20 protein-coding genes are annotated in these 20,814 nt (G+C 45.2%); 15 read left to right on the forward strand and 5 right to left on the reverse strand.

The features are described from left to right. Positions 1 to 43 precede the first annotated feature (43 nt). The 10 genes from hflK to rplI all read left to right on the forward strand — a co-directional run bounded on the left by hflK (position 44) and on the right by rplI (position 9,578). Positions 44 to 1,276 (forward strand): FtsH protease activity modulator HflK, encoded by a 1,233-nt coding sequence (gene hflK / locus AACS92_RS20400; protein ID WP_099109362.1) that lies wholly within the window; start codon positions 44 to 46, stop codon positions 1,274 to 1,276. A gap of 2 nt (positions 1,277 to 1,278) precedes the next feature. Then, entirely contained in the window at positions 1,279 to 2,286 is a 1,008-nt protein-coding gene (gene hflC / locus AACS92_RS20405; protein WP_099109363.1) for a protease modulator HflC, read from the forward strand. Between the two features lie 301 nt (positions 2,287 to 2,587). Next, positions 2,588 to 3,886, forward strand: a complete 1,299-nt coding sequence (locus tag AACS92_RS20410; protein ID WP_099109364.1) for an adenylosuccinate synthase — start codon at positions 2,588 to 2,590, stop codon at positions 3,884 to 3,886. Positions 3,887 to 4,110: 224 nt separating this feature from the next. Next, entirely contained in the window at positions 4,111 to 4,530 is a 420-nt protein-coding gene (gene nsrR, locus AACS92_RS20415) for a nitric oxide-sensing transcriptional repressor NsrR (protein ID WP_099109365.1), read from the forward strand. Between the two features lie 56 nt (positions 4,531 to 4,586). Beyond that, positions 4,587 to 7,073 (forward strand): ribonuclease R, encoded by a 2,487-nt coding sequence (gene rnr / locus AACS92_RS20420; protein WP_099109366.1) that lies wholly within the window; start codon positions 4,587 to 4,589, stop codon positions 7,071 to 7,073. A 65-nt stretch (positions 7,074 to 7,138) separates the two neighbouring features. Then, entirely contained in the window at positions 7,139 to 7,873 is a 735-nt protein-coding gene (rlmB, locus tag AACS92_RS20425) for a 23S rRNA (guanosine(2251)-2'-O)-methyltransferase RlmB (RefSeq protein WP_099109367.1), read from the forward strand. 260 nt (positions 7,874 to 8,133) lie between these two features. Further along, positions 8,134 to 8,532, forward strand: a complete 399-nt coding sequence (gene rpsF, locus AACS92_RS20430; RefSeq protein ID WP_086955108.1) for a 30S ribosomal protein S6 — start codon at positions 8,134 to 8,136, stop codon at positions 8,530 to 8,532. Positions 8,533 to 8,537: 5 nt separating this feature from the next. Beyond that, positions 8,538 to 8,855 carry a primosomal replication protein N gene (priB, locus tag AACS92_RS20435; RefSeq protein WP_099109369.1) on the forward strand — a complete coding sequence of 106 codons (318 nt, stop codon included), beginning with the start codon at positions 8,538 to 8,540 and terminating at the stop codon, positions 8,853 to 8,855. 4 nt (positions 8,856 to 8,859) lie between these two features. Beyond that, positions 8,860 to 9,087, forward strand: a complete 228-nt coding sequence (gene rpsR / locus AACS92_RS20440; RefSeq protein ID WP_000135199.1) for a 30S ribosomal protein S18 — start codon at positions 8,860 to 8,862, stop codon at positions 9,085 to 9,087. Between the two features lie 38 nt (positions 9,088 to 9,125). Then, positions 9,126 to 9,578, forward strand: coding sequence for a 50S ribosomal protein L9 (rplI, locus tag AACS92_RS20445; RefSeq protein WP_099109370.1), 453 nt, complete (start codon positions 9,126 to 9,128; stop codon positions 9,576 to 9,578). 64 nt (positions 9,579 to 9,642) lie between these two features. Here the strand turns inward: rplI and AACS92_RS20450 are convergent, their stop codons facing one another. Then, the gene (locus AACS92_RS20450) at positions 9,643 to 9,972 is read right to left on the reverse strand and encodes a type II toxin-antitoxin system PemK/MazF family toxin (protein ID WP_099109371.1); all 330 of its coding nucleotides are present in this window, start codon (positions 9,970 to 9,972) and stop codon (positions 9,643 to 9,645) included. Then, a complete protein-coding gene (locus tag AACS92_RS20455) occupies positions 9,972 to 10,229 on the reverse strand; it encodes an AbrB/MazE/SpoVT family DNA-binding domain-containing protein (protein ID WP_099109372.1) in 258 nt (85 codons plus the stop codon). The genes AACS92_RS20450 and AACS92_RS20455 overlap by 1 nt, the downstream gene beginning before the upstream one ends. A 154-nt stretch (positions 10,230 to 10,383) precedes the next feature. Here AACS92_RS20455 and AACS92_RS20460 point away from each other — a divergent pair, with 154 nt between their 5' ends. Continuing rightward, on the forward strand, positions 10,384 to 11,004 hold the full coding sequence (locus tag AACS92_RS20460) for a peptidylprolyl isomerase (protein WP_099109373.1): 621 nt from the start codon (positions 10,384 to 10,386) through the stop codon (positions 11,002 to 11,004). A 61-nt stretch (positions 11,005 to 11,065) separates the two neighbouring features. Continuing rightward, positions 11,066 to 11,806 (forward strand): 3'(2'),5'-bisphosphate nucleotidase CysQ, encoded by a 741-nt coding sequence (cysQ, locus tag AACS92_RS20465; RefSeq protein ID WP_099109374.1) that lies wholly within the window; start codon positions 11,066 to 11,068, stop codon positions 11,804 to 11,806. Positions 11,807 to 11,882: 76 nt separating this feature from the next. Here the strand turns inward: cysQ and AACS92_RS20470 are convergent, their stop codons facing one another. Further along, positions 11,883 to 12,440 carry a YtfJ family protein gene (locus AACS92_RS20470; protein ID WP_099109375.1) on the reverse strand — a complete coding sequence of 186 codons (558 nt, stop codon included), beginning with the start codon at positions 12,438 to 12,440 and terminating at the stop codon, positions 11,883 to 11,885. A 324-nt stretch (positions 12,441 to 12,764) separates the two neighbouring features. On the opposite strand from AACS92_RS20470, the gene AACS92_RS20475 reads away from it, so the two are divergent. After that, complete coding sequence (locus AACS92_RS20475; RefSeq protein ID WP_099109376.1) at positions 12,765 to 12,971, forward strand: DUF1107 domain-containing protein; 207 nt, start codon at positions 12,765 to 12,767, stop codon at positions 12,969 to 12,971. 65 nt (positions 12,972 to 13,036) lie between these two features. Here AACS92_RS20475 and AACS92_RS20480 read toward each other — a convergent pair whose 3' ends face one another. Both AACS92_RS20480 and msrA read right to left on the reverse strand, forming a co-directional pair. Further along, the gene (locus AACS92_RS20480) at positions 13,037 to 14,365 is read right to left on the reverse strand and encodes a hemolysin family protein (protein ID WP_099109377.1); all 1,329 of its coding nucleotides are present in this window, start codon (positions 14,363 to 14,365) and stop codon (positions 13,037 to 13,039) included. Between the two features lie 163 nt (positions 14,366 to 14,528). After that, on the reverse strand, positions 14,529 to 15,176 hold the full coding sequence (gene msrA / locus AACS92_RS20485; RefSeq protein ID WP_099109378.1) for a peptide-methionine (S)-S-oxide reductase MsrA: 648 nt from the start codon (positions 15,174 to 15,176) through the stop codon (positions 14,529 to 14,531). A gap of 135 nt (positions 15,177 to 15,311) precedes the next feature. Here msrA and tamA point away from each other — a divergent pair, with 135 nt between their 5' ends. Both tamA and tamB read left to right on the forward strand, forming a co-directional pair. After that, positions 15,312 to 17,054, forward strand: coding sequence for an autotransporter assembly complex protein TamA (gene tamA / locus AACS92_RS20490; RefSeq protein WP_099109379.1), 1,743 nt, complete (start codon positions 15,312 to 15,314; stop codon positions 17,052 to 17,054). After that, entirely contained in the window at positions 17,051 to 20,812 is a 3,762-nt protein-coding gene (tamB, locus tag AACS92_RS20495) for an autotransporter assembly complex protein TamB (protein ID WP_099109380.1), read from the forward strand. The genes tamA and tamB overlap by 4 nt, the downstream gene beginning before the upstream one ends. The last annotated feature ends 2 nt before the right edge of the window (positions 20,813 to 20,814 follow it).

Consider the following 20,814-nt stretch of genomic DNA (forward strand, 5'->3'; position numbering starts at 1 on the left):
ACCTCTGAAAAACCAGTGAAAAACTAAAAAGTGGAGCTAAAACATGGCGTGGAATCAGCCCGGTAATAACGGACAGGACCGCGACCCGTGGGGAAGCAGCAAGAATAATGGCGGCAACTCCGGCGGCAACAATAAAGGTGGTCGAAACCGTGGGGCAACTGATCTCGACGATCTGTTCCGTAAACTGAGCCAAAAACTCGGCGGCCTCGGTGGAAACAAAGGTGGAAATGGTTCTGGGCAGAACCCTAAATTTGGTGGACGTCTTATTGGTCTCGCCATTGCTGTTATAGTTGTTGTTTGGGTTGTCAGTGGTTTCTATACAATCAAGGAAACAGAACGTGGCGTTGTTACCCGTTTGGGTAAATTCAGCCATATCGTACAGCCCGGCCTGAACTGGAAGATGACATTTATCGACCGTGTTCGTGCTGTTAACGTTGAATCTGTTCGCGAACTGGCAACATCGGGTGTCATGCTGACATCGGATGAAAACGTAGTGCGTGCTGAAATGAACGTTCAGTATCGTGTTACTGATCCTGAAGCCTATCTTTTCAATGTCACCAATCCTGATAACAGTCTTCGTCAGGCGACTGACAGTGCTGTGCGTGGGGTTGTCGGCAAATACACAATGGAAAAAATCCTGACAGCGGATCGTACTATTGTGCGTAATGATACCCAAAAGGTACTGGAAGAAACTATTCGTCCATACCACATGGGGATCACCCTGCTGGATGTTAACTTCCAGACTGCGCGTCCGCCTGAAGAGGTGAAAGCGGCATTTGATGACGTTATCGCAGCTCGTGAAGAAGAACAGAAAACCATTCGTGAAGCAGAAGCCTATAAGAACTCTGTCTTACCAATTGCCAAGGGTAATGCTCAGCGTATTATCGAAGAAGCTAAGGCTTATAAGGTCAGTGTGGTATTGAATGCACGGGGTGAAGTAGCAAGTTTTGCCAAAATCCTGCCTGAATATAAAGCGGCGCCGGAAATTACCCGTGAGCGTCTTTATATCGAGACAATGGAACGAGTTCTGAGTAATACCCGTAAAGTGATTGCCAATGAAAAGAGCAACAACATGCTGGTATTGCCACTGGATCAGGTTCTTCGTAGTCAGGCTGAAGCAGCAAAGGCTAATAAGTCACCGGAAGTGAAAGTAACACCGGAGCATCGCAGCACGACTCATTCTACACCAGCACACGAGCAATCAGGTTATGGCAGTTCTGGCTATGGTGATTCAAACAACCTGCGTGGTGATACGATAAGACAGGGGAGACCATAATCATGCGTAAGTCGTTCGTCTTTGTTATTGCCGCCATATTGGTTGTGCTCTATTCATCAATATTTATCGTATATGAAGGCCAGCGTGGGATCGTACTGCGTTTTGGCAAAGTAGTACGTGATGCTGAAAATAAGCCAGTGGTTTATCAGCCGGGCCCACATTTCAAGATCCCATTTATTGAAACTGTCAAAACACTTGATGCCCGTATCCAGACAATGGATATTAAGGCAGACCGTTTCCTGACCAGTGAAAATAAAGACTTGATTGTTGACTCCTATCTGAAATGGCGCATTAAAGATTTCAGCAGCTATTATCTGGCTACCGGTAATGGTTCGATTTCTCAGGCTGAAGTTCTGTTAAAACGTAAATTCAGTGACCGTCTGCGCTCTGAAATCGGTCGTCTGGATGTTCGTGGTATCGTGACCGACTCCCGTGGTCGTCTGACGACGGATGTACGTAATGCTCTGAACCTGGGAACGAGTGATGAAGATTCTTCCGCAGACGATGCAATCGCTTCTGCTGCTGCCCGTGTGAAGAAAGAAACTAAAGGTGCACAGCCTGCATTCAATCCGAACAGTATGGCTGCACTGGGGATTGAGGTTGTGGATGTTCGTATCAAGCAGATCAACCTGCCGGATGAAGTTTCAGGAGCAATCTACCAGCGTATGCGTGCAGAGCGTGAAGCGGTAGCACGTCGTCACCGTTCACAGGGGCTGGAAGAAGCTGAGAAGGTTCGCGCAGCGGCTGATAAATCAGCGACTGAAGTCAAAGCAGCTGCATATAGTGAGGCTTTGATTTTACGCGGGGAAGGTGATGCGGAAGCAACAAAACTGTTTGCCGATGCTTTCAATAAAGATCCTGATTTTTATGCCTTTATCCGTAGCCTGCGTGCGTACGAGAATAGTTTCAGGAATGAAGGGAATATCATGGTCCTCAGCCCTGATACAGACTTCTTCCGCTACATGAAAGATCCATCTAAACAGCGCACTCATAGTCGTGCTAATGACTGATAGTTTCTGATAGGTAAATTGATTACAGATAAATGGTCTGATATTTACCTGAATTAGCAGGAATAAACGTCATCTCTGAGCCACTGTAAGAAAACTTACAGTGGCTTTTACGTCATTTTTTATCCCCACAGTCTTTCAAATTGCTTCTTTTATAGCTCTTATGAGTTATTCCGTCATTACCAATGCTTACTTATCAGCCCATTAATATGACGAAACGAAATAACAGAAGTGAGAAAAAATACTGAAAGGTGCTAAATGAGATGGTAGAATCCATTTTTAAGCAACCGAGTGAACTTTTGAAATGGGTAAGAACGTTGTCGTATTGGGCACCCAATGGGGTGACGAGGGCAAGGGTAAAATCGTCGACTTGCTGACTGAGCGGGCTAAATATGTTGTCCGTTATCAGGGGGGCCATAATGCGGGCCATACATTAGTCATTAACGGTGAAAAAACCGTTCTCCACTTAATCCCATCTGGGATCCTGCGTGAAAATGTCATTAGCATTATCGCTAATGGGGTCGTTTTAGCACCAGATGCTTTGATGAAAGAAATGAAACAGCTTGAATCACGTGGGATTCCTGTACGTGAGCGCTTGCTTATTTCTGAAGCTTGTCCATTGATCCTGCCTTATCATGTTGCATTGGACAATGCTCGTGAAAAAGCGCGTGGTGCGAAGGCAATCGGTACAACCGGTCGTGGTATCGGTCCTGCATACGAAGATAAAGTGGCTCGCCGTGGTCTGCGTGTGGGTGATTTGTTCGATAAAGAAACTTTCGCAGCTAAACTGAAAGAAATCATCGATTATCATAACTTCCAGCTGGTTAATTATTACAACGAACCTGCCGTTGATTTCCAGAAAACTCTGGATGATATTCTGGCGATTGCGGATATCCTGACTGGCATGGTAGTTGACGTTTCTGACCTGCTTTACAAAGCAACTCAGAAAGGTGAGCTGGTAATGTTTGAAGGTGCTCAGGGTACATTACTGGACATCGACCACGGTACTTATCCTTATGTAACCTCTTCTAATACTACCGCGGGTGGTGTTGCAACGGGTTCAGGTCTGGGTCCGCGTTACGTTGATTATGTACTGGGTATTGTCAAAGCTTACTCTACCCGTGTTGGTGCAGGTCCATTCCCAACAGAACTGTTTGATGAAACCGGTGAATATCTGCGCCAGAAAGGTCAGGAATTCGGTGCTACCACAGGCCGTAGCCGTCGTACTGGCTGGCTGGATATCGTTGCTATCCGCCGTGCTATTCAAATCAACTCCCTGTCTGGCTTCTGTATGACCAAACTGGACGTACTGGATGGCCTGAAAGAAGTTAAGATCTGCGTAGGTTATCGTCAGGCTGATGGTACTGTCATCGACACTACACCATTGGCAGCGGAGAACTGGGAAGGTCTGGAAGCAGTATATGAAACTCTGCCGGGCTGGGATGAAAGCACTTTCGGTGTGAAAGAGCACAGCCAGTTGCCAGAAGCTGCTCTGAACTACATTAAGCGTGTAGAAGAACTGTCCGGTGTTCCTGTTGATATTATTTCTACAGGCCCTGATCGCTCTGAAACTATGATCCTGCGCGATCCATTTGATGCTTAACTGATCATTTTTAATCACTAAGTGTCTATAACCGGGCTTTATGCCCGGTTTTTGCATTTTTGGGACACAGACAGCCGTACCTCTATCATTTTTCTGGTGACAGCTTGCTTTGCTTAATTTTTAAAATACCCACATAATGTGACCAGTTAATGATGATAAACCAATAATCTTTACTTGTTTGGTTTCCAATAATCCCCGTTATATCCAGCCACCCAGAGGTAAGTGTGCAGTTAACCAGTTTTACCGATTACGGCTTGCGTGCCCTGATTTATATGGCTTCTTTACCTGAAGGCCAGATGACAAATATTACTGAAGTAACAGAAGTTTACGGTGTATCACGTAATCATATGGTAAAAATCATTAATCAACTGAGTAATCTGGGATTAGTGAATGCTGTCAGAGGAAAAAACGGCGGCATTAGTCTGGGAAAACCCGCCAGTGAAATTAAAATTGGTGATGTGGTACGTTTACTGGAGCCACTTGGATTAGTTAACTGCGACAGTTGCCATATTACTCCAGCCTGTCGTCTAAAATCAGTATTGAATCAGGCAGTGGAAAACTTTTTGGAAGAATTAAATCAATATACTTTGGCCGATATGGTTGAAGACAATCGTCCCCTTTATCAATTGTTGCTGACAAAATGAAGCAGGAAATAAAGCGCGGGGATAAACAGCTTACTGATGACAACAGAGGAATAGCGATGTCAAAAGATCCTTTTCAGGAACGAGAGGCTGCAAAATACGAATCTCCTATCCCAAGTCGGGAATATATCTTGGATATCCTTTCTAAACACACCACTCCGGTAAGTCGTCAGGAAATAGCACAAGAACTTCAATTAACCAGCGCAGATGCGCAGGAAGCATTGCGTCGCCGTTTGCGCGCAATGGAACGTGATGGACAGTTAGTTTTCACTCGTCGTCAGTGTTATGCGTTGCCGGAAAGATTGGATTTATTAAAAGGAACTGTCATTGGGCATCGTGATGGTTATGGATTCTTACGGGTGGAAGGCCACAAAGAGGATTTTTATCTGTCAGCAGAACAGATGAAGATGGCAATCCACGGTGATGTTGTTTTGGCTCAACCTTTACGTCCGGATCGTAAAGGCCGTATTGAAGTACGTATCGTCCGGGTATTGGAGCCAAAGACCAGCCAGATTGTCGGGCGGTATTTTATCGATGCCGGCATGGGTTTTGTGGTTCCTGATGATAGTCGTTTGTGTTTCGATATCCTGATCCCGAAAGAAGAAATTTGCGGAGCAAGGATGGGGAATGTCGTTGTTGTGGAACTGACAAATCGCCCAACCCGCCGTACTAAAGCCATCGGCAAAATAGTTGAAGTGCTCGGTGAAACAATGGGAACGAGCATGGCGGTGGATATCGCCCTTCGCACCCATGAAATCCCTTATAACTGGCCACCAACGGTGGAGAAACAGTTAGCTGGTCTGGATGAAAATGTCCCAGAATCAGCGAAAGAAGGTCGGGTTGATTTACGAGCACTGCCGTTAGTCACTATCGATGGTGAAGATGCCCGTGATTTCGATGACGCAGTATATTGTGAAAGAAAACGCGGTGGCGGTTGGCGCTTATGGGTTGCCATTGCGGATGTCAGTTACTATGTTCGCCCACAAACGCCTCTGGATGCCGAAGCATGTAGCCGTGGTAACTCCGTTTATTTCCCGTCGCAGGTTGTACCGATGCTGCCGGAAGTGTTATCAAACGGATTATGTTCGCTAAATCCAGAGGTTGATCGCTTGTGTATGGTGTGTGAAATGACGATTTCCGCTCAGGGAAGGTTGTCTTCATACAAATTTTACGAAGCGGTGATGAATTCTCACGCCCGTTTGACTTATACCAAAGTAGGGAAAATCCTACAGGGCGATCAGGAACTGCGGGAACATTATAAGCCGCTGGTGAAGCATATTGAGCATCTGCATGAACTTTATCAGGCGTTGGATGTATCCCGTGATGAGCGGGGAGCCATTTCGTTTGAATCTGAAGAAGCGAAATTTATCTTCAATGCAGAAAGGCGTATTGAGCGTATTGAGCCGGTTGTGCGTAACGATGCTCATAAGTTGATCGAAGAGTGCATGATTCTGGCAAATATTGCGGCTGCGCGTTTTGTCGAAAAACATCGTGAACCTGCTCTGTATCGTATTCATGATCGACCACGAGAAGAAAGTATTCTGAATTTGCGTTCAGTCTTTAATGAACTGGGATTGGAACTGCCGGGTGGTATGACGCCAGAGCCGAAAGATTTCGCTGAACTGATGAAACTTGTCTCTGAACGTCCCGACCATGAACTGTTGCAAACGATGTTATTGCGTTCTATGAAACAGGCCATTTATGATCCGGAAAATCGCGGTCACTTCGGTCTGGCCCTGCGCGCTTATGCACATTTTACATCGCCGATCCGTCGCTATCCTGATTTAGTTTTACACCGGGCAATTAAGTATCTGCTGGCACAGGAAAACGGTACTGCGGAACAGCACTGGACACCAACCGGTGGCTGGCACAACGATATGGCGCAGATGCTGCAATTGGGTGATCACTGCTCAATGACTGAGCGCCGTGCTGATGAAGCGACACGAGATGTGGCTGACTGGCTGAAATGTGATTTCATGCAGGATCAGGTGGGTAAAGTTTTCACCGGCCTGATTACCAGTGTGACGGGCTTCGGTTTCTTTGTCAGGTTGCATGACCTGTTCATTGATGGTTTGGTACATGTTTCCACACTGGATAATGACTATTATCGTCATGACAATGTTGGTCAGCGTCTTATCGGTGAATCTTCCGGGCAGACTTATCGGCTTGGCGATGAAGTAGAAATCCGTGTAGAAGCGGTTCACATGGATGAACGTAAGATTGACTTTGCTCTGCTTTCTACGACCCGCAAAGCCCGTAATAAAGGCAAAACAGCACGGGATAAAGCGAAAAAAGGCGCATTTGAGCGTAAAGGTGGCAAAAAAGGCCGTGATTATAAAAAATCAGATAATTTTGAGCCAGATAGCCATTTCCGTAAGAAGAAAAAAACGGAAAAAGCCAGTTCAGGTAATAAATCAGATAAAGCGTCAGACAGTCTGTCAGGAAAAGCAGCTAAAAAGAAGAAAATTTCAGACAAAACTAAAAAGATCACAGCAAAGCTGAAAGCTAAACGCGCGAAAAAAACGCGGAAAACAGCTGATAGTTAACTAGCGAAAAATAGAGACAATAGGGCGGTTTTCGCCGCCCTCCATTTTTTAGGTATCATCCAGTCATGAGTGAAATTATCTACGGTATTCATGCCGTTAAAGCCTTATTGGAGCGTGATCCACAGCGCTTCATGGAAGTTTATGTCCTGAAAGGGCGCGAAGATCGCCGTTTGACCCCGCTGTTGCAGGAACTGGAAAGTATCGGGATTTCTGTTCAACTGGCTAACCGCCAATGGCTGGACACACAGACAGAAAATGCGGTACATCAGGGTATCATCGCGAGAGTTAAACCCGGACGCCAATATCAGGAGAATGACCTGCCTGATTTACTGGCTCAGTGTGAGCGACCTTTCCTGCTGGTGCTGGATGGTGTGACTGACCCACATAATCTGGGAGCCTGCCTGCGTACTGCGGATGCCGCAGGAGTTCATGCCGTTATCGTTCCCCGTGACCGTTCGGCACAGCTGAATGCAACCGCGAAAAAAGTTGCCTGTGGTGCCGCAGAAAGCGTACCTCTGATCCGCGTTACTAACCTCGCCCGTACTTTGCGTTTATTGCAGGAACACAACGTCTGGATTGTGGGTACAGCGGGAGAAGCTACTCATTCCCTGTATCAAAGCAAGCTGACCGGCCCGATGGCACTGGTCATGGGTGCTGAAGGTGAAGGCATGCGCCGTCTGACTCGTGATCATTGTGATGAGCTGGTCAGTATTCCGATGGCAGGTTCTGTTTCTTCTCTGAATGTCTCAGTTGCAACGGGCGTTTGCCTGTTTGAAATCATGCGTCAGAGAAGTGCTTAAAAATATACTCTATGGATTTCGAGATGCGTCGCGGCAGCAAGGGAGTGAATCCCCGGAAGCATAGATAACTATGTGACCGGGGTGAGTGAGCGCAGCCAACAAAGAGGCAGCCTGAAAGACGACGGGTATTACTTGAGTTTTTTCTACTACGCAGGTATAGTGACGCGTCGATTTTTCAGCCGTACTTAACACGTTCCTTGCCTCCATGGGCCACGGCTGACCCTGACAGGAGGCTGAATAATCCGTAAGGAGCAATGATAATGCGTCATTACGAAATCGTTTTTATGGTCCATCCTGACCAGAGCGAACAGGTTCCGGGCATGATCGAGCGTTACAGTGCAACTATCACTAACGCACAAGGTCAGATTCATCGTCTGGAAGACTGGGGCCGCCGTCAACTGGCTTATCCAATCAACAAACTGCACAAAGCTCACTACGTTCTGTTGAACGTTGAAGCTCCACAAGAAGCGATTGATGAGCTGGAAACTAACTTCCGCTTCAACGATGCCGTTATCCGCAGCATGGTTATGCGTACTAAGCACGCAGTAACTGAACCATCACCAATGGTTAAGGCTAAAGACGAACGTCGCAGCCGTGACCTGGTCCTGGAAGAAGGCCTGGTTGATGATGTTGATGAAGCTGGGGATTCTGAAGAGTAATCTCTGTGACAGCTAATCGTTTGGTGCTTTCTGGCACAGTGTGCAAGACACCGATACGAAAAGTCAGTCCATCCGGTATTCCACATTGTCAGTTTGTGCTCGAACATCGTTCACAGCAGCAGGAAGCCGGATTCAGCAGGCAGTCATGGTGCAGAATGCCCGTTATTGCCAGCGGACAATTGTTACAAGAATATACTCACAGTATAACGGTCGGTAGTCGAATAACCGTTTCAGGATTCATTAACTCCCATCATGGGCGCAATGGTCTAAGCAAACTGGTTCTTCATGCCGAGCAGATTGAATTGATAGATTCTGGAGACTAGCCAAATGGCACGTTATTTCCGTCGTCGCAAGTTCTGCCGTTTCACAGCGGAAGGCGTACAAGAGATTGATTATAAAGACATTGCTACGCTGAAAAACTACATCACTGAAAGTGGTAAAATTGTACCTAGCCGCATCACCGGCACTCGTGCAAAATATCAGCGTCAGCTCGCTCGTGCTATCAAGCGTGCACGCTACCTGTCTTTGTTGCCTTATACTGATCGTCATCAGTAATAGGCACAGTCCATTCACGACTTTGAGAGGATAAGGTAATGCAAGTTATTCTGCTTGATAAAGTAGCGAACCTGGGTAGCCTGGGTGATCAAGTTAACGTTAAAGCGGGTTATGCCCGTAACTTCTTAGTTCCTCAGGGCAAAGCTGTTCCTGCAACTAAGAAAAACATCGAATTTTTCGAAGCTCGCCGTGCTGAACTGGAAGCTAAACTGGCTGACGTTCTGGCAGCAGCACAAGCTCGTGCAGAGCAAATCAAAGCACTGGGCACTGTGACTATCGCTTCTAAAGCGGGTGACGAAGGTAAACTGTTCGGTTCTATCGGTACTCGTGACATCGCTGATGCAGTTACTGCTGCTGGTGTTGCTGTATCTAAGAGCGAAGTTCGCCTGCCTAACGGCGTTCTGCGTACTGTTGGTGAGCACGAAGTTCACTTCCAGGTACACAGCGATGTATTCGCACAGTTGAACGTTAGCATTGTTCCAGAAGCTTAATCTCTGATTAGCTATAAGAACATGTGAACAAAAAACGCTGGCAATGCCAGCGTTTTTTGTTTTCTTATGAAATGATCACCTTAGCTATTTCACTCACTTTTTCGATGATATCTTGAGGTGCTCTCTCAATAAATTCGATCTGGCGATCGGCAAAGTCTAAGGATTTTATCTGATGAATAAGAATTGCTCCTTGAGTAGATAGATCCCTGGGTAAGATCACTTCCATATTCATCCCTCTTTTCATACTGGTAATCGGGGCTACAATAGCAAATCCTGTATGCTCGTTGAACATTTTGCGAGAGAGTACAAATGCAGGGCGACGTTTCATGATTTCTTTACCTGCACTTGGATCAACATCTAATGAAACAATGTCTCCTTTTTCTGGTACATACATCAGAGTATTTCCTTACCAACAGGCTTGGAGTTAAGCCATTCTTTATCTTCTTCTGTTATTGTAAAACATTCTTTGGGACTTCCTGCTAATAGTGATTCCAGAGTTAACTCTTCTTCAATTGGTGTGAGTACAATTCTGTTATCCTGAATAGACAGTTCTAACTTTGAGCCAGTATGCAGATTCAGTGTTTTCACAATAGCTTTTGGAATACTAACAATGTTAGCTCCTCCAGATTGACGAATAACGACAGCAGCCATAATTGTGTCTCCTCCTGCTTAATTTATGCTCTAATATAGCAATAGATAATGTTTTACAAAAGTAAAACTCCCTGTTTTTAATTCCTTAGTGCGTTTACCCATCCAGACAGGGCTGTTATGCTTGGGCCTTTATTTATCCAATAAAGGTAATTTCATGACAAAACCTTCTTTTGAATCTATTGAAGCACGTGCAAGCTACGGTATTGGTTTGCAGGTTGGACAACAATTGCAGGAATCCGGTTTGCAAGGGCTGGAGCCAGAGGCTTTACTGGCAGGTCTGTGTGATGCACTGGAAAGCCGTGCTCCGGCGCTTCCTGTAGAAGAACTGCATCGTGCTCTGCGTGAAGTACATGAGCGTGCCGACGGTGTTCGTCGTGAGCGTCAGCAGGCGATGGCAGAAGAAGGCAAAAAGTTCCTGGCAGAAAACGTACAGCGTGAAGGTGTGAGCAGCACTGAGTCTGGTTTGCAGTTCTCTGTTCTGACTCAGGGTGATGGCGCAATCCCGGCTCGCAGTGACCGTGTTCGTGTTCACTACACCGGTCGTCTGATCGATGGCACTGTATTTGACAGTTCTGTACAGCGTGGAACGCCAGCAGAATTTCCTGTCAGCGGCGTTATCCCTGGCTGGATTGAAGCTCTGACGCTGATGCCTGTTGGCTCCAAATGGGAACTCTATATTCCTCACAACCTGGCTTACGGTGAGCGCGGTGCAGGTGCTTCTATTCCTCCTTACAGCACTCTGATCTTTGAAGTAGAACTACTTGAGATCCTGTAATTCTGAACAATAAAATAGCTGGATAACCGGCTATTTTATTTTAGAAAATGCAGAGGTGTATATGTTACAACAGATCTGCCAACTTGCACGGGAAGCAGGCGCAGCCATCATGTCCGTTTATCATGATGAGCAACCGATGCAAATAAAGCATAAAACCGATGATTCACCCGTTACTGCTGCGGATATTGCCGCTCATAAGATCATCAAAGCAGGGCTGACACGTATTTCGCCTGATATTCCATTGATATCAGAGGAAGATCCTCCAACGTGGGATGAGAGGAAAAACTGGCGTCGTTACTGGCTGGTTGACCCATTGGATGGCACGAAAGAATTCATTAATCGGAATGGTGAATTTACGGTCAATATCGCACTGATTGAAGAGGGTATTCCTGTCATGGGGGTTGTGTATGTCCCGGTACGTGACGTCCTTTATTCAGGGCATGAGCGGCATGCGTGGAAGGAAACTAACGGGCAGAAATTCCCTATCAAAGTTGTCTCTGCAACACCACCCACTGTCGTGGTTAGTCGTTCTCATATGGATGATGAGCTGAGGGATTATCTTACTCAGTTAGGGGCTCACCAAACACTGTCAGTCGGATCATCACTTAAATTTTGTATGGTAGCAGAAGGGAAAGCCCAGCTTTATCCTCGCTTTGGGCCGACAAATATCTGGGATACTGCCGCAGGCCATGCTGTTGCACTTGCTGCAGGCGGGCATGTTACTGACTGGGCAGGTAAAACGCTGGACTATACGCCGCGTGAATCGTTTTTAAACCCGGGATTTAGGGTGACGATTTTTTAATGGGGTAAAGTGATAATGGTTCCTGAAGAAACCATTATCACCAGCCAATATCATCGGGTATTTTTAATATAACCGATTAATTTTTCAGTTCTTCTTTGATCAAGGCAAGGACATGCTTGATATCTTCATTGTTCAACTTACCATCTTTGACAAACTGTACGATACCGTTTTTATCCAGCACAATAATTGCTGAACTTTTGGGTTCCAGACCCCACGCTTGTTTGGCAACACCATCACTATCGACAATAAATTGTGACCACGGGAACTCTTTCTTACTGTCTTCAAGGCTGCTACGGACGAAAGCACTGGTGCCGAAGATAGCATCATCAGTGTTTACAACGCTGGTTGTCTGATATTTATCTTTCGGAAGATCAGCGGCTTTTAGGGCCTGAATAAGAGGGTCATTCATTTCTTTGGCAGAGCTGCGTCCGGCAATATGCTGGATAGTTCTGACTTTCCCCGGCAGTTCTGCACTGCTCCATTGCTGATAGCTAAACTTACCGTTGTTGAGAAGGAGTTCACCTTTGTCTGCTATAATTACGGCAGGCACAGGTTGGCCGACAGTAATGTTATGAGCAAATGCAGTAATTGAAGTTAAGCTCAATATTAAAGCTAACACTATGTTTCTTAGCATATTTATTCCTTACTTAGCATGATGTGACATGTTATCAGGGAGTATCATACCCAGCATAGCGACTGTTAACTGGTCTGCTCTCATAAAATAAAACAATTTGGTAACATTTAAAATAAAATATAAGTAAACCTTCAACAAGGATAACATAATGCTCTATTTTTTCATTATGTTACGCCTAAACAGCGGTTGAATCTTCAGTATTCGGGAACGAATTTCCAGATGCAGAGTCTATAGAACGTACACAGCCGTGATGTACCTTTTGATTCACTAATTGCGCAGTACAGAAAAATAGTATCGTAAGAAGCATGGAGGAGTAAAAAAGAGATGAAAATCTTTCAGCGCTATAATCCACTAAAAATTGCTCTCTACGTAAAAACCCTATTCCGTGGACGGTTATACATCAAAGACATGGGTGCCTTTGAATTTAATTATGGGAAAATTCTACCTCCCAAAATAAAAGATAAACGCCATTTCAATGTCATGAGTGAAGTTAACCAACAGGTATTGCTTCTACAGGCCGAAATGGGGTAGTTCCAAAATAAAATAGTTTTGGGAATTGAATTAACGGCCTTTCGGCCGTTTTTTATTATTGCGAGTTATTCAGATATTGCCTGTTCTGTGGGGTTGCTGGAAGGCGTTGGGGTATCAACAATTTTGGTTACCAATAATTGGTCGATTTTATAATTATCAATGTCTACCACTTCGAATTTATATCCGCTGAACTTCACATAATCAGTACGCTTCGGAATTTTACGCAGGCGGAACATCATAAAACCAGCGATAGTTTCATAATTGCTGGAATCCGGGAAGTCTTCAATATCCAGAACTCGTAACACATCTTCTATAGGCGTGCCGCCTTCGACTAACCAGGAATTTTCATCACGGACAACAATCTGTTCTTCCTGCCCCTGACCGATTAAATCCCCCATTAAAGTTGTCATAACATCATTCAGCGTTATCACACCCATTACCAGTGCGTATTCATTCAGAATGATGGCAAAGTCATCTCCGGCAGCCTTGAAACTTTCCAGTGTGTCAGATAGCGAAAGAGTATCAGGGATCATCAGTGCATTGCGGATTTGAACACCATTTTTCAGGTTGAGACTTTGCCCACTCAGGACACGGTTCAGTAAATCTTTGGAATCTACATAGCCCATGACGTGATCAATATCGCCGTCGCAAACAAGGAATTTCGAGTGTGGATGAGTAGAGATCTTTTCTTTGATACTGTTTTCGTCTTCATTCTTATCAAAATAAACCACACTTTCGCGGGAGGTCATGGCAGACGGAACTGTACGGGATTCCAGCTCGAAAACATTTTCAATTAACTCATGCTCTTGCTTACGTAATACACCAGCGACAGCTCCAGCCTCAACGACAGCATAAATATCATCAGAGGTAATATCTTCATTACGGGCCATCGGGATTTTAAAAATCTTGAATATGCAGTCGGCAAGCCCGTTGAACAGCCAGACTAAAGGCCGGGATATTGCCAGACAAAAACGCATTGGGTTAACAATCCGGATAGCAACGGCTTCAGGCTTAATCATCCCAAGACGTTTGGGTGTTAGATCAGCAAGTAGAATGAAAAGGCTGGTTACGATAATAAAAGAGCAGATAAAGCCGAGTTGCTCTGCCCAGTCATGGGGCATGAAACGGGTCAGTAGTGACTTAATGGCAGGCGAAAATGCCGATTCTCCAACAACACCAGCGAGGATTGCTACTGCATTCAGACCAATTTGTACTACAGTAAAAAACCGGCCCGGAGTTTCCTGTAACTTAAGAACGCGGGCTGCATTAATATTTCCCTCATTCACCATCAGTTTTAGTTTTATTCTTCTTGAAGCGGCCAGAGAAATTTCAGATAACGAAAAAAATGCGCTGATAGCACAAAGCAAAAGTATGATTAATAAACTGTTTAACATAAAGTATCCAAGTCTTATCTTCAGTGGCAGGGTAGTTTTTTATTTGAATAACACTGAAGAAAGGAGTGAAAAATTACACAAATAAAAACTTACGGCAAAGGTAATATGCCGTAAGTTAAATGAATTTAGTCAAATAATTATAACATTGTGTTGACTAAACTGGCTAGTTTCTGGACGTAGGCGGGAAACAGATCCCCGTTCCCCCCAGCCCACAGTACCCTTCAGGGTTTTTCATCAGGTATTGCTGGTGATAATCTTCCGCAAAATAGAATGGTCCGGCTGCCCGGATCTCTGTGGTGATCGTGCGCTGATCGCCATTCTCATCCATCGCCAGCTGATATTGTTCGAGACTAGCGACTGCCTGCGCATATTGTTCAGGAGAAACGGTATAAAGAGCTGAACGATATTGTGTACCAATATCACCATGCTGACGCATCCCTTGTGCCGGATCGTGATTTTCCCAGAACAGTTTTAATAATTGGCTATAGGTAATTTTTGTCGGGTCAAACACAATTCTGACAACTTCAGCATGCCCGGTTAATCCGGAACAAACCTCTTCATAGGTCGGATTTGGCGTGATGCCGCCACTGTAGCCGGCTGAAGTGGTATAAACCCCTTCTTGTTGCCAGAACAGGCGCTCGACACCCCAGAAACACCCCATTCCGACATAAGCAATTTCCATATTTTCAGGGATGTTATCTATCGCATGCTGTGTAACGTAATGATAGGGTGATACAGTTAATGGTAATTCTCTACCGGGTAATGCACTTTGTTCAGAAACATGTTGGCTTTCATTAGTTGAATTTGGCAAGATTCTCTCCTGTTTATCATCTATTTTATGGTTATAGAGTTGCTTGTGTATCTATAAAGCTTTACCAAAATTAATTTATGGCAGAATTTTTATACTGCTGAATATTACCCCTAAATAAATTTATTAGGAGTTAGCGTGTCACGATACTCTTTCATATTTGTGCTTTGTGTGTCTATCGCAACTCCATCGGTTTATAGTGCAAATTTACGATTGAAAGTGGAAGGACTTTCTGGCGAACTGGAAAAAAATGCCAGAGTGCAGCTCTCAAACATTAGTACTGATGAAGTTTCTCCCGATGGACGTTTTCGTGCCCGTGTCGAGAAAGCTATACGAAAAGGACTCAGGCCACTGGGATATTATGAGCCTACAATTGAATTCACTTATCAGGAAAATACGCCTCCTTCCCGTCCGGTTTTAACAGCAAAAGTCACTTTAGGAGAACCGGTTCGGATTGCCGGTGTTAAGGTTGATTTGGAAGGTGGAGCCAGAACCGATCCTGATTATGCTGCAATGATCAAAAAAAATATGCCGAAAGATGGGACGATCCTGAATCATGGTGAATATGAAAGTTTTAAGAGTGCGCTGAATAATCTTGCTCTCAGGAAAGGATATTTTGATGCCGAAATGAAAAAAAGTGAGCTGGAAGTCTCTAAAGAACGGCATGTATCTTACTGGGATTTTGATTTCGATAGCGGGCAGCGTTATCGTTTTGGCCCTGTTAAATTTCAGGGTTCACAAATCCGCGAAAACTACCTGAATAATCTGGTGCCATTTAAAGAAGGTGATTACTACTCTTCGGAAGAGCTGGCAGAGCTTAACCGTCGGTTGGCAGATACCGGCTGGTTCAATTCGGCAGTTGTCGTACCTGATTTTAAAACGGGTCGCGAGAGTAAAGATAAAATATTACCACTGGATGCTTCACTAGTTCCCCGCTCTGCCAACTATGTTGAGTTAGGTGGAGGGTATGCAACAGATGTCGGTCCCCGTGTTCAGGTAAAATGGAAAAAACCGTGGCTGAATTCCCGGGGGCATAGTTTAAGCACCAGTATCAATGTTTCCAGACGTGATCAGGTGATTGATGCGTCTTATAAAATGCCACTTAAGGCTAACCCGCTTGAGCAGTACTACGAATTGCAAACCGGTTATAAACGTAAAGAACTTAACGATACCACTTCTGATACAGCAACTTTAAACCTCTCCCGCAACTGGGATCTCTCCACCGGCTGGCGGTATGGTGTCAACCTGCGCTGGAGCCTCAGTCACTTTACGCAGGCTAATGTGACAAACACCACTGCGTTGCTTTATCCGGGAGCTAATATCAGCCGAATCCGCCAGCGTGGAGGCACGATGCCTTACTGGGGGGATAGCCAGCGCTACTCAATTGATATCTCTGATACAACCTGGCATTCAGATGTCGACTTTATGGTTTTACAGGCTCACCACGTCTGGGTCAGGACGTTACGTGATAAACATCGTTTTGTTGTGCGCGGCGATCTTGGCTGGATAGAAACCAATCAATTTGAGAGAGTGCCACCTGATTTGCGTTTCTTCGCTGGGGGCGATCGTAGTATTCGTGGTTACAAGTATCAGAAAATTTCACCTAAAGACAGTGATGGTAAATTGACGGGTGCATCAAAACTGGTTATTGGCTCGCTGGAGTATCAATACAATGTTCATGGTAATTGGTGGGGAGCTATGTTTGTGGATACCGGCGAAGCAGTCAATGATATCAAAAGGAGTAACTTCAAAACCGGTGCAGGTATTGGCGTGCGCTGGGCTTCTCCCGTCGGGCCGATTAAGTTCGACCTTGCTTCTCCTGTAGGGGACAAAAATAATCATGAGGTTCAGTTTTACATTGGCTTAGGGGCTGAACTATGAGGTGGGTAAAAAGAGTTAGTATTGCTTTCCTGCTGATTGTTGGCCTGTTGCTCATCACAGTTGTGGGATTGGTGACTACACAAACCGGCCTGCATTTTATGATCAACAGTGCAACGCGTTTGGTTCCGGGGCTGGAGATAGCAAATGTCAGTGGCGGCTGGCGTGATTTAACACTGAAAGGCATTAAATATAAGATGCCGGGTATTGATGTTAATGCTGATAATTTTCACCTCTCACTACGGCTTTCCTGTTTACATCGCAGCCATATCTGCGCCAATGCCCTGACAACGGAAGGCGTATCTGTTCTGGTTAATACCGCTGAACTCCCGCCGTCAGAAAAATCGCCGGATTCTGAGCCATTAACTGAATTGAAAACGCCGTATCCTATCGAGTTGGATCTCCTTTCTTTAAAGAATATCCACGTCCAAGTCGACGATATCGCGATTGATTTAGGTGAATTTAATGCAGGAGCACAGTGGCAGGAAAAGCATCTGACGTTAAAACCAATACAAATCAGTAATCTTTTGATTGCACTACCTAAAAAGCCTATTGAGCCTACTGAACAAAAACCCCGGCCAAAAACTGAATCTGAACAATCATTGGGTGAAGTTTTAAAGACGCTGTTTGCCAAGCCACTTTTGGCAGACTTGCCTGCGGTTCCTATTCCTCTTGATATCACAGTAGAAAATATTCACGGCCGCCAGCTTCGTTTGGCGGGAGATACTGATATCACCATCAATGATGTGGAGCTGAAAGCCAGTAATCAGGGGCAGGATGTAGATATCAAAAACTTTAGCGTGAGTGCGCCGGAAGGCTCTCTGGTAATACAGGGGACGGCAAAACTTGCTGAACAGTGGCCGGTTAAATTGTCAGTTAAGGGTAGTACTACGCTGGAACCCGTAAAAGGACAACATTTTCAGGCAAAACTGAATGGTGCTTTGCTACAGCAACTTAATCTGGCATTAAAGCTTGCAGGGCCCGTGGATGCGGATCTGAATGTTCAGACGGAATTAGCTAAAGCAAATCTGCCTATGCGCCTGACACTGGTAAGTCATCACCTACAGTGGCCATTGACGGCAAAAGCAGAATATCAGCTGAATGATGTCAGGTTACACCTGAATGGTAAAGCCAGCGATTATGACCTTTCCCTGCGTTCTGATATTAAAGGGAATGAACTTCCTCCGGCCTTATTGGTTCTGGATGCGAAGGGAAATGAGGAGCTGCTCCGGCTCACTCGTTTGCGCCTGTCTGCATTACAGGGCAATGCCGAACTCACTGGTGTGGTTGACTGGAGTAAAGCCATTAGCTGGAATGCTCAGTTGCACCTGCATGGTATTGATACTGAAAAACAGTGGCCGGAATGGCCTGCCAGAATAGATGGCAAGGTAGCGGTTCGAGGTAGCTTATATGGCGGGAGCTGGCAGCTTCAGCTTCCTGAAATCGCCCTTGATGGTCATGTAAAACAGAACAGCATCAAAATGCATGGCAAAGTTTCCGGCAATGCAGCGGGGCAATGGGATATCCCCCAATTTAACGTCATATTTGGTCGTAATACGCTGGATGTTAAAGGCCGTCTTACTGATGAAAAATGGGAGTTGGATGGTGATATTCATGCACCACAACTAAATGGCCTGTTGCCGGGGCTGTCTGGTGTGGTTATGGGGGATTTGAAACTCCGTGGCAACCTAAAAGCACCTCAGGTCGTTGCAGACTTAAACGCGCGTGGTGTGCGTTGGCAAAATGATTTGTCGGTAGATAGCGCGGTTATTAAAGGTGATTTACGGTCAACGGATCAAATTGAAGGCCGGTTATCAGTCACTATTCAGCAGCTGAAACAGGCCGATTTGGCCATCAATAATCTGGAGCTTAACGCCAAAGGCACAGAAAGACAGCATGAGCTGCAATTACGGGTGGATGGAAACCCTGTATCAGGCCGTTTGGCCCTGAATGGCAGTTTTGACCGCAAACAGGAACGCTGGAAAGGTAATATCAATAATACCTATTTTGATACACCTGTTGGCGAGTGGCGTTTAAGTAAAGCACTGACGTTTGATTACCAAAATGCACAGCAGAAAGTGATCGTTGGTACTCACTGTTGGCTGAATCCGAATGCTCAGCTCTGTATTCCGAAACCGATAGAAGCAGGTAGCAGCGGACAGGCTGATATCGTACTGGAGCATTTTGATCTTGCTATGATCCAGCCATATCTGGATAAGACAACTCAGCTAAAAGGGATATTCAGTGGTAATGCTAATGTTAAATGGACGGAAGGGCATCAATTACCGCAGGTAAAAATGGCGCTTGAAGGTGATGGGGTTCAGCTTCGACAGGTTGTGGAAGGTTCTACGTTACCCGTTGATTTCGAAAGGCTGACTCTGAATGCGGGCCTGAAAAACGGAAAGGTTGATTTATCGTGGTTGTTTAAACTGGTCGGTAATGGTCAATTAGATGGTCATGTTCAGATAGATGAACTGGATGGACGGCGTAAATTATCTGGTAATGTCGATGCCCGTTTTCTTTCTCTTAATCTGATTAAGCCCATTTTGGATAAAGGTGAAAAAGCTGACGGAACTTTGAATGCAAACTTGAATCTTGGCGGGAGTGTCAAGAATCCATTGTTATATGGTTTTCTGAAGGCTGATGTTTTTCAGGTTAATAGCCACTGGTTGCCATTTGATATTAACCAGAGTCAGTTATCCGTTTATTTTGATGGTGTTCGTTCTGGTTTAGAAGGGGTCATTAAAACGCCTCAGGGACAGCTTAATCTCCATGGGAATGCAGACTGGCGTAATTTAAATGCCTGGTCTGCCAGAGTCGCTGCTTATGGGGATAAACTGCGGGTTACTGTGCCACCCATGGTTAAAATAGATGTAAGTCCTGATTTGGTTTTTGAGGCAACACCTCATTTATTGAAACTCAATGGTAGTGTGGGTATCCCATGGGCCCGGATTACTGTACAAGAGTTACCTGAATCTGCTGTAGGTATTTCTTCTGACGAAGTAATGTTGGATAAAAATCTTCAGCCGATAGAAAAGAAAAAATCTTCCATTTTGATTCAAAGTGACTTAAATATTCACATAGGTAATGATGTTCGCTTGAATGCATTTGGCTTGAATGCCCAGTTGAAAGGAGATCTGAAAGTTATTCAGGATCAACAAGGTCTGGCGCTGAATGGTCAAATTGATATTCCGGATGGTCAATTTCGTGCTTATGGGCAGGATTTACAGGTGCGCAAGGGGCTGATTATGTTCTCTGGCCCACCGGATCAACCACTGTTGAATATTGAAGCAATCCGCAATCCTGAATCGACAGCGAATAATGTCATCGCTGGGGTGAGGGTAATGGGGCTGGCAGATAAGCCTAAAATTGAAATTTTCTCTGAGCCGGTTAAATCGCAACAGGAAGCACTTTCTTACTTGTTGCGTGGTGAAGGCTTAGAAAAGGGAGGCTCTGACAACTCCCAGATGACTTCTATGTTGATCGGCCTCGGCGTTGCCCAGAGCGGTAAATTAGTAGGCAAAATAGGTGAAACCTTTGGTGTCTCTGATCTGGCTCTGGATACACAGGGAGTTGGTGATAAATCGCAGGTTGTTGTGAGTGGTAAGATTACCAACGACTTACAGGTGAAATATGGTGTTGGGATTTTTGACTCACTGGCAACTCTGACCCTACGTTATCGGGTGATGCCAAGATTGTATCTGGAAGCGGTATCTGGTATTGATCAGGCTTTAGATCTGCTCTATGAGTTTGAGTTTTAACG

The organism is Xenorhabdus sp. KJ12.1, assembly GCF_963876495.1.
GTDB classification, from domain to species: Bacteria; Pseudomonadota; Gammaproteobacteria; order Enterobacterales; family Enterobacteriaceae; genus Xenorhabdus; species Xenorhabdus stockiae.

Coding starts and splice junctions, on each gene's coding strand:
- hflK (WP_099109362.1), top strand. CDS start 44: ATGGCGTGGAATCAGCCCGGTAATAACGGACAGGACCGCGACCCGTGG.
- hflC (WP_099109363.1), top strand. CDS start 1,279: ATGCGTAAGTCGTTCGTCTTTGTTATTGCCGCCATATTGGTTGTGCTC.
- AACS92_RS20410 (WP_099109364.1), top strand. CDS start 2,588: ATGGGTAAGAACGTTGTCGTATTGGGCACCCAATGGGGTGACGAGGGC.
- rnr (WP_099109366.1), top strand. CDS start 4,587: ATGTCAAAAGATCCTTTTCAGGAACGAGAGGCTGCAAAATACGAATCT.
- rlmB (WP_099109367.1), top strand. CDS start 7,139: ATGAGTGAAATTATCTACGGTATTCATGCCGTTAAAGCCTTATTGGAG.
- rpsF (WP_086955108.1), top strand. CDS start 8,134: ATGCGTCATTACGAAATCGTTTTTATGGTCCATCCTGACCAGAGCGAA.
- rpsR (WP_000135199.1), top strand. CDS start 8,860: ATGGCACGTTATTTCCGTCGTCGCAAGTTCTGCCGTTTCACAGCGGAA.
- rplI (WP_099109370.1), top strand. CDS start 9,126: ATGCAAGTTATTCTGCTTGATAAAGTAGCGAACCTGGGTAGCCTGGGT.
- AACS92_RS20450 (WP_099109371.1), bottom strand. CDS start 9,972: ATGTATGTACCAGAAAAAGGAGACATTGTTTCATTAGATGTTGATCCA.
- AACS92_RS20455 (WP_099109372.1), bottom strand. CDS start 10,229: ATGGCTGCTGTCGTTATTCGTCAATCTGGAGGAGCTAACATTGTTAGT.
- AACS92_RS20460 (WP_099109373.1), top strand. CDS start 10,384: ATGACAAAACCTTCTTTTGAATCTATTGAAGCACGTGCAAGCTACGGT.
- cysQ (WP_099109374.1), top strand. CDS start 11,066: ATGTTACAACAGATCTGCCAACTTGCACGGGAAGCAGGCGCAGCCATC.
- AACS92_RS20470 (WP_099109375.1), bottom strand. CDS start 12,440: ATGCTAAGAAACATAGTGTTAGCTTTAATATTGAGCTTAACTTCAATT.
- AACS92_RS20475 (WP_099109376.1), top strand. CDS start 12,765: ATGAAAATCTTTCAGCGCTATAATCCACTAAAAATTGCTCTCTACGTA.
- AACS92_RS20480 (WP_099109377.1), bottom strand. CDS start 14,365: ATGTTAAACAGTTTATTAATCATACTTTTGCTTTGTGCTATCAGCGCA.
- tamB (WP_099109380.1), top strand. CDS start 17,051: ATGAGGTGGGTAAAAAGAGTTAGTATTGCTTTCCTGCTGATTGTTGGC.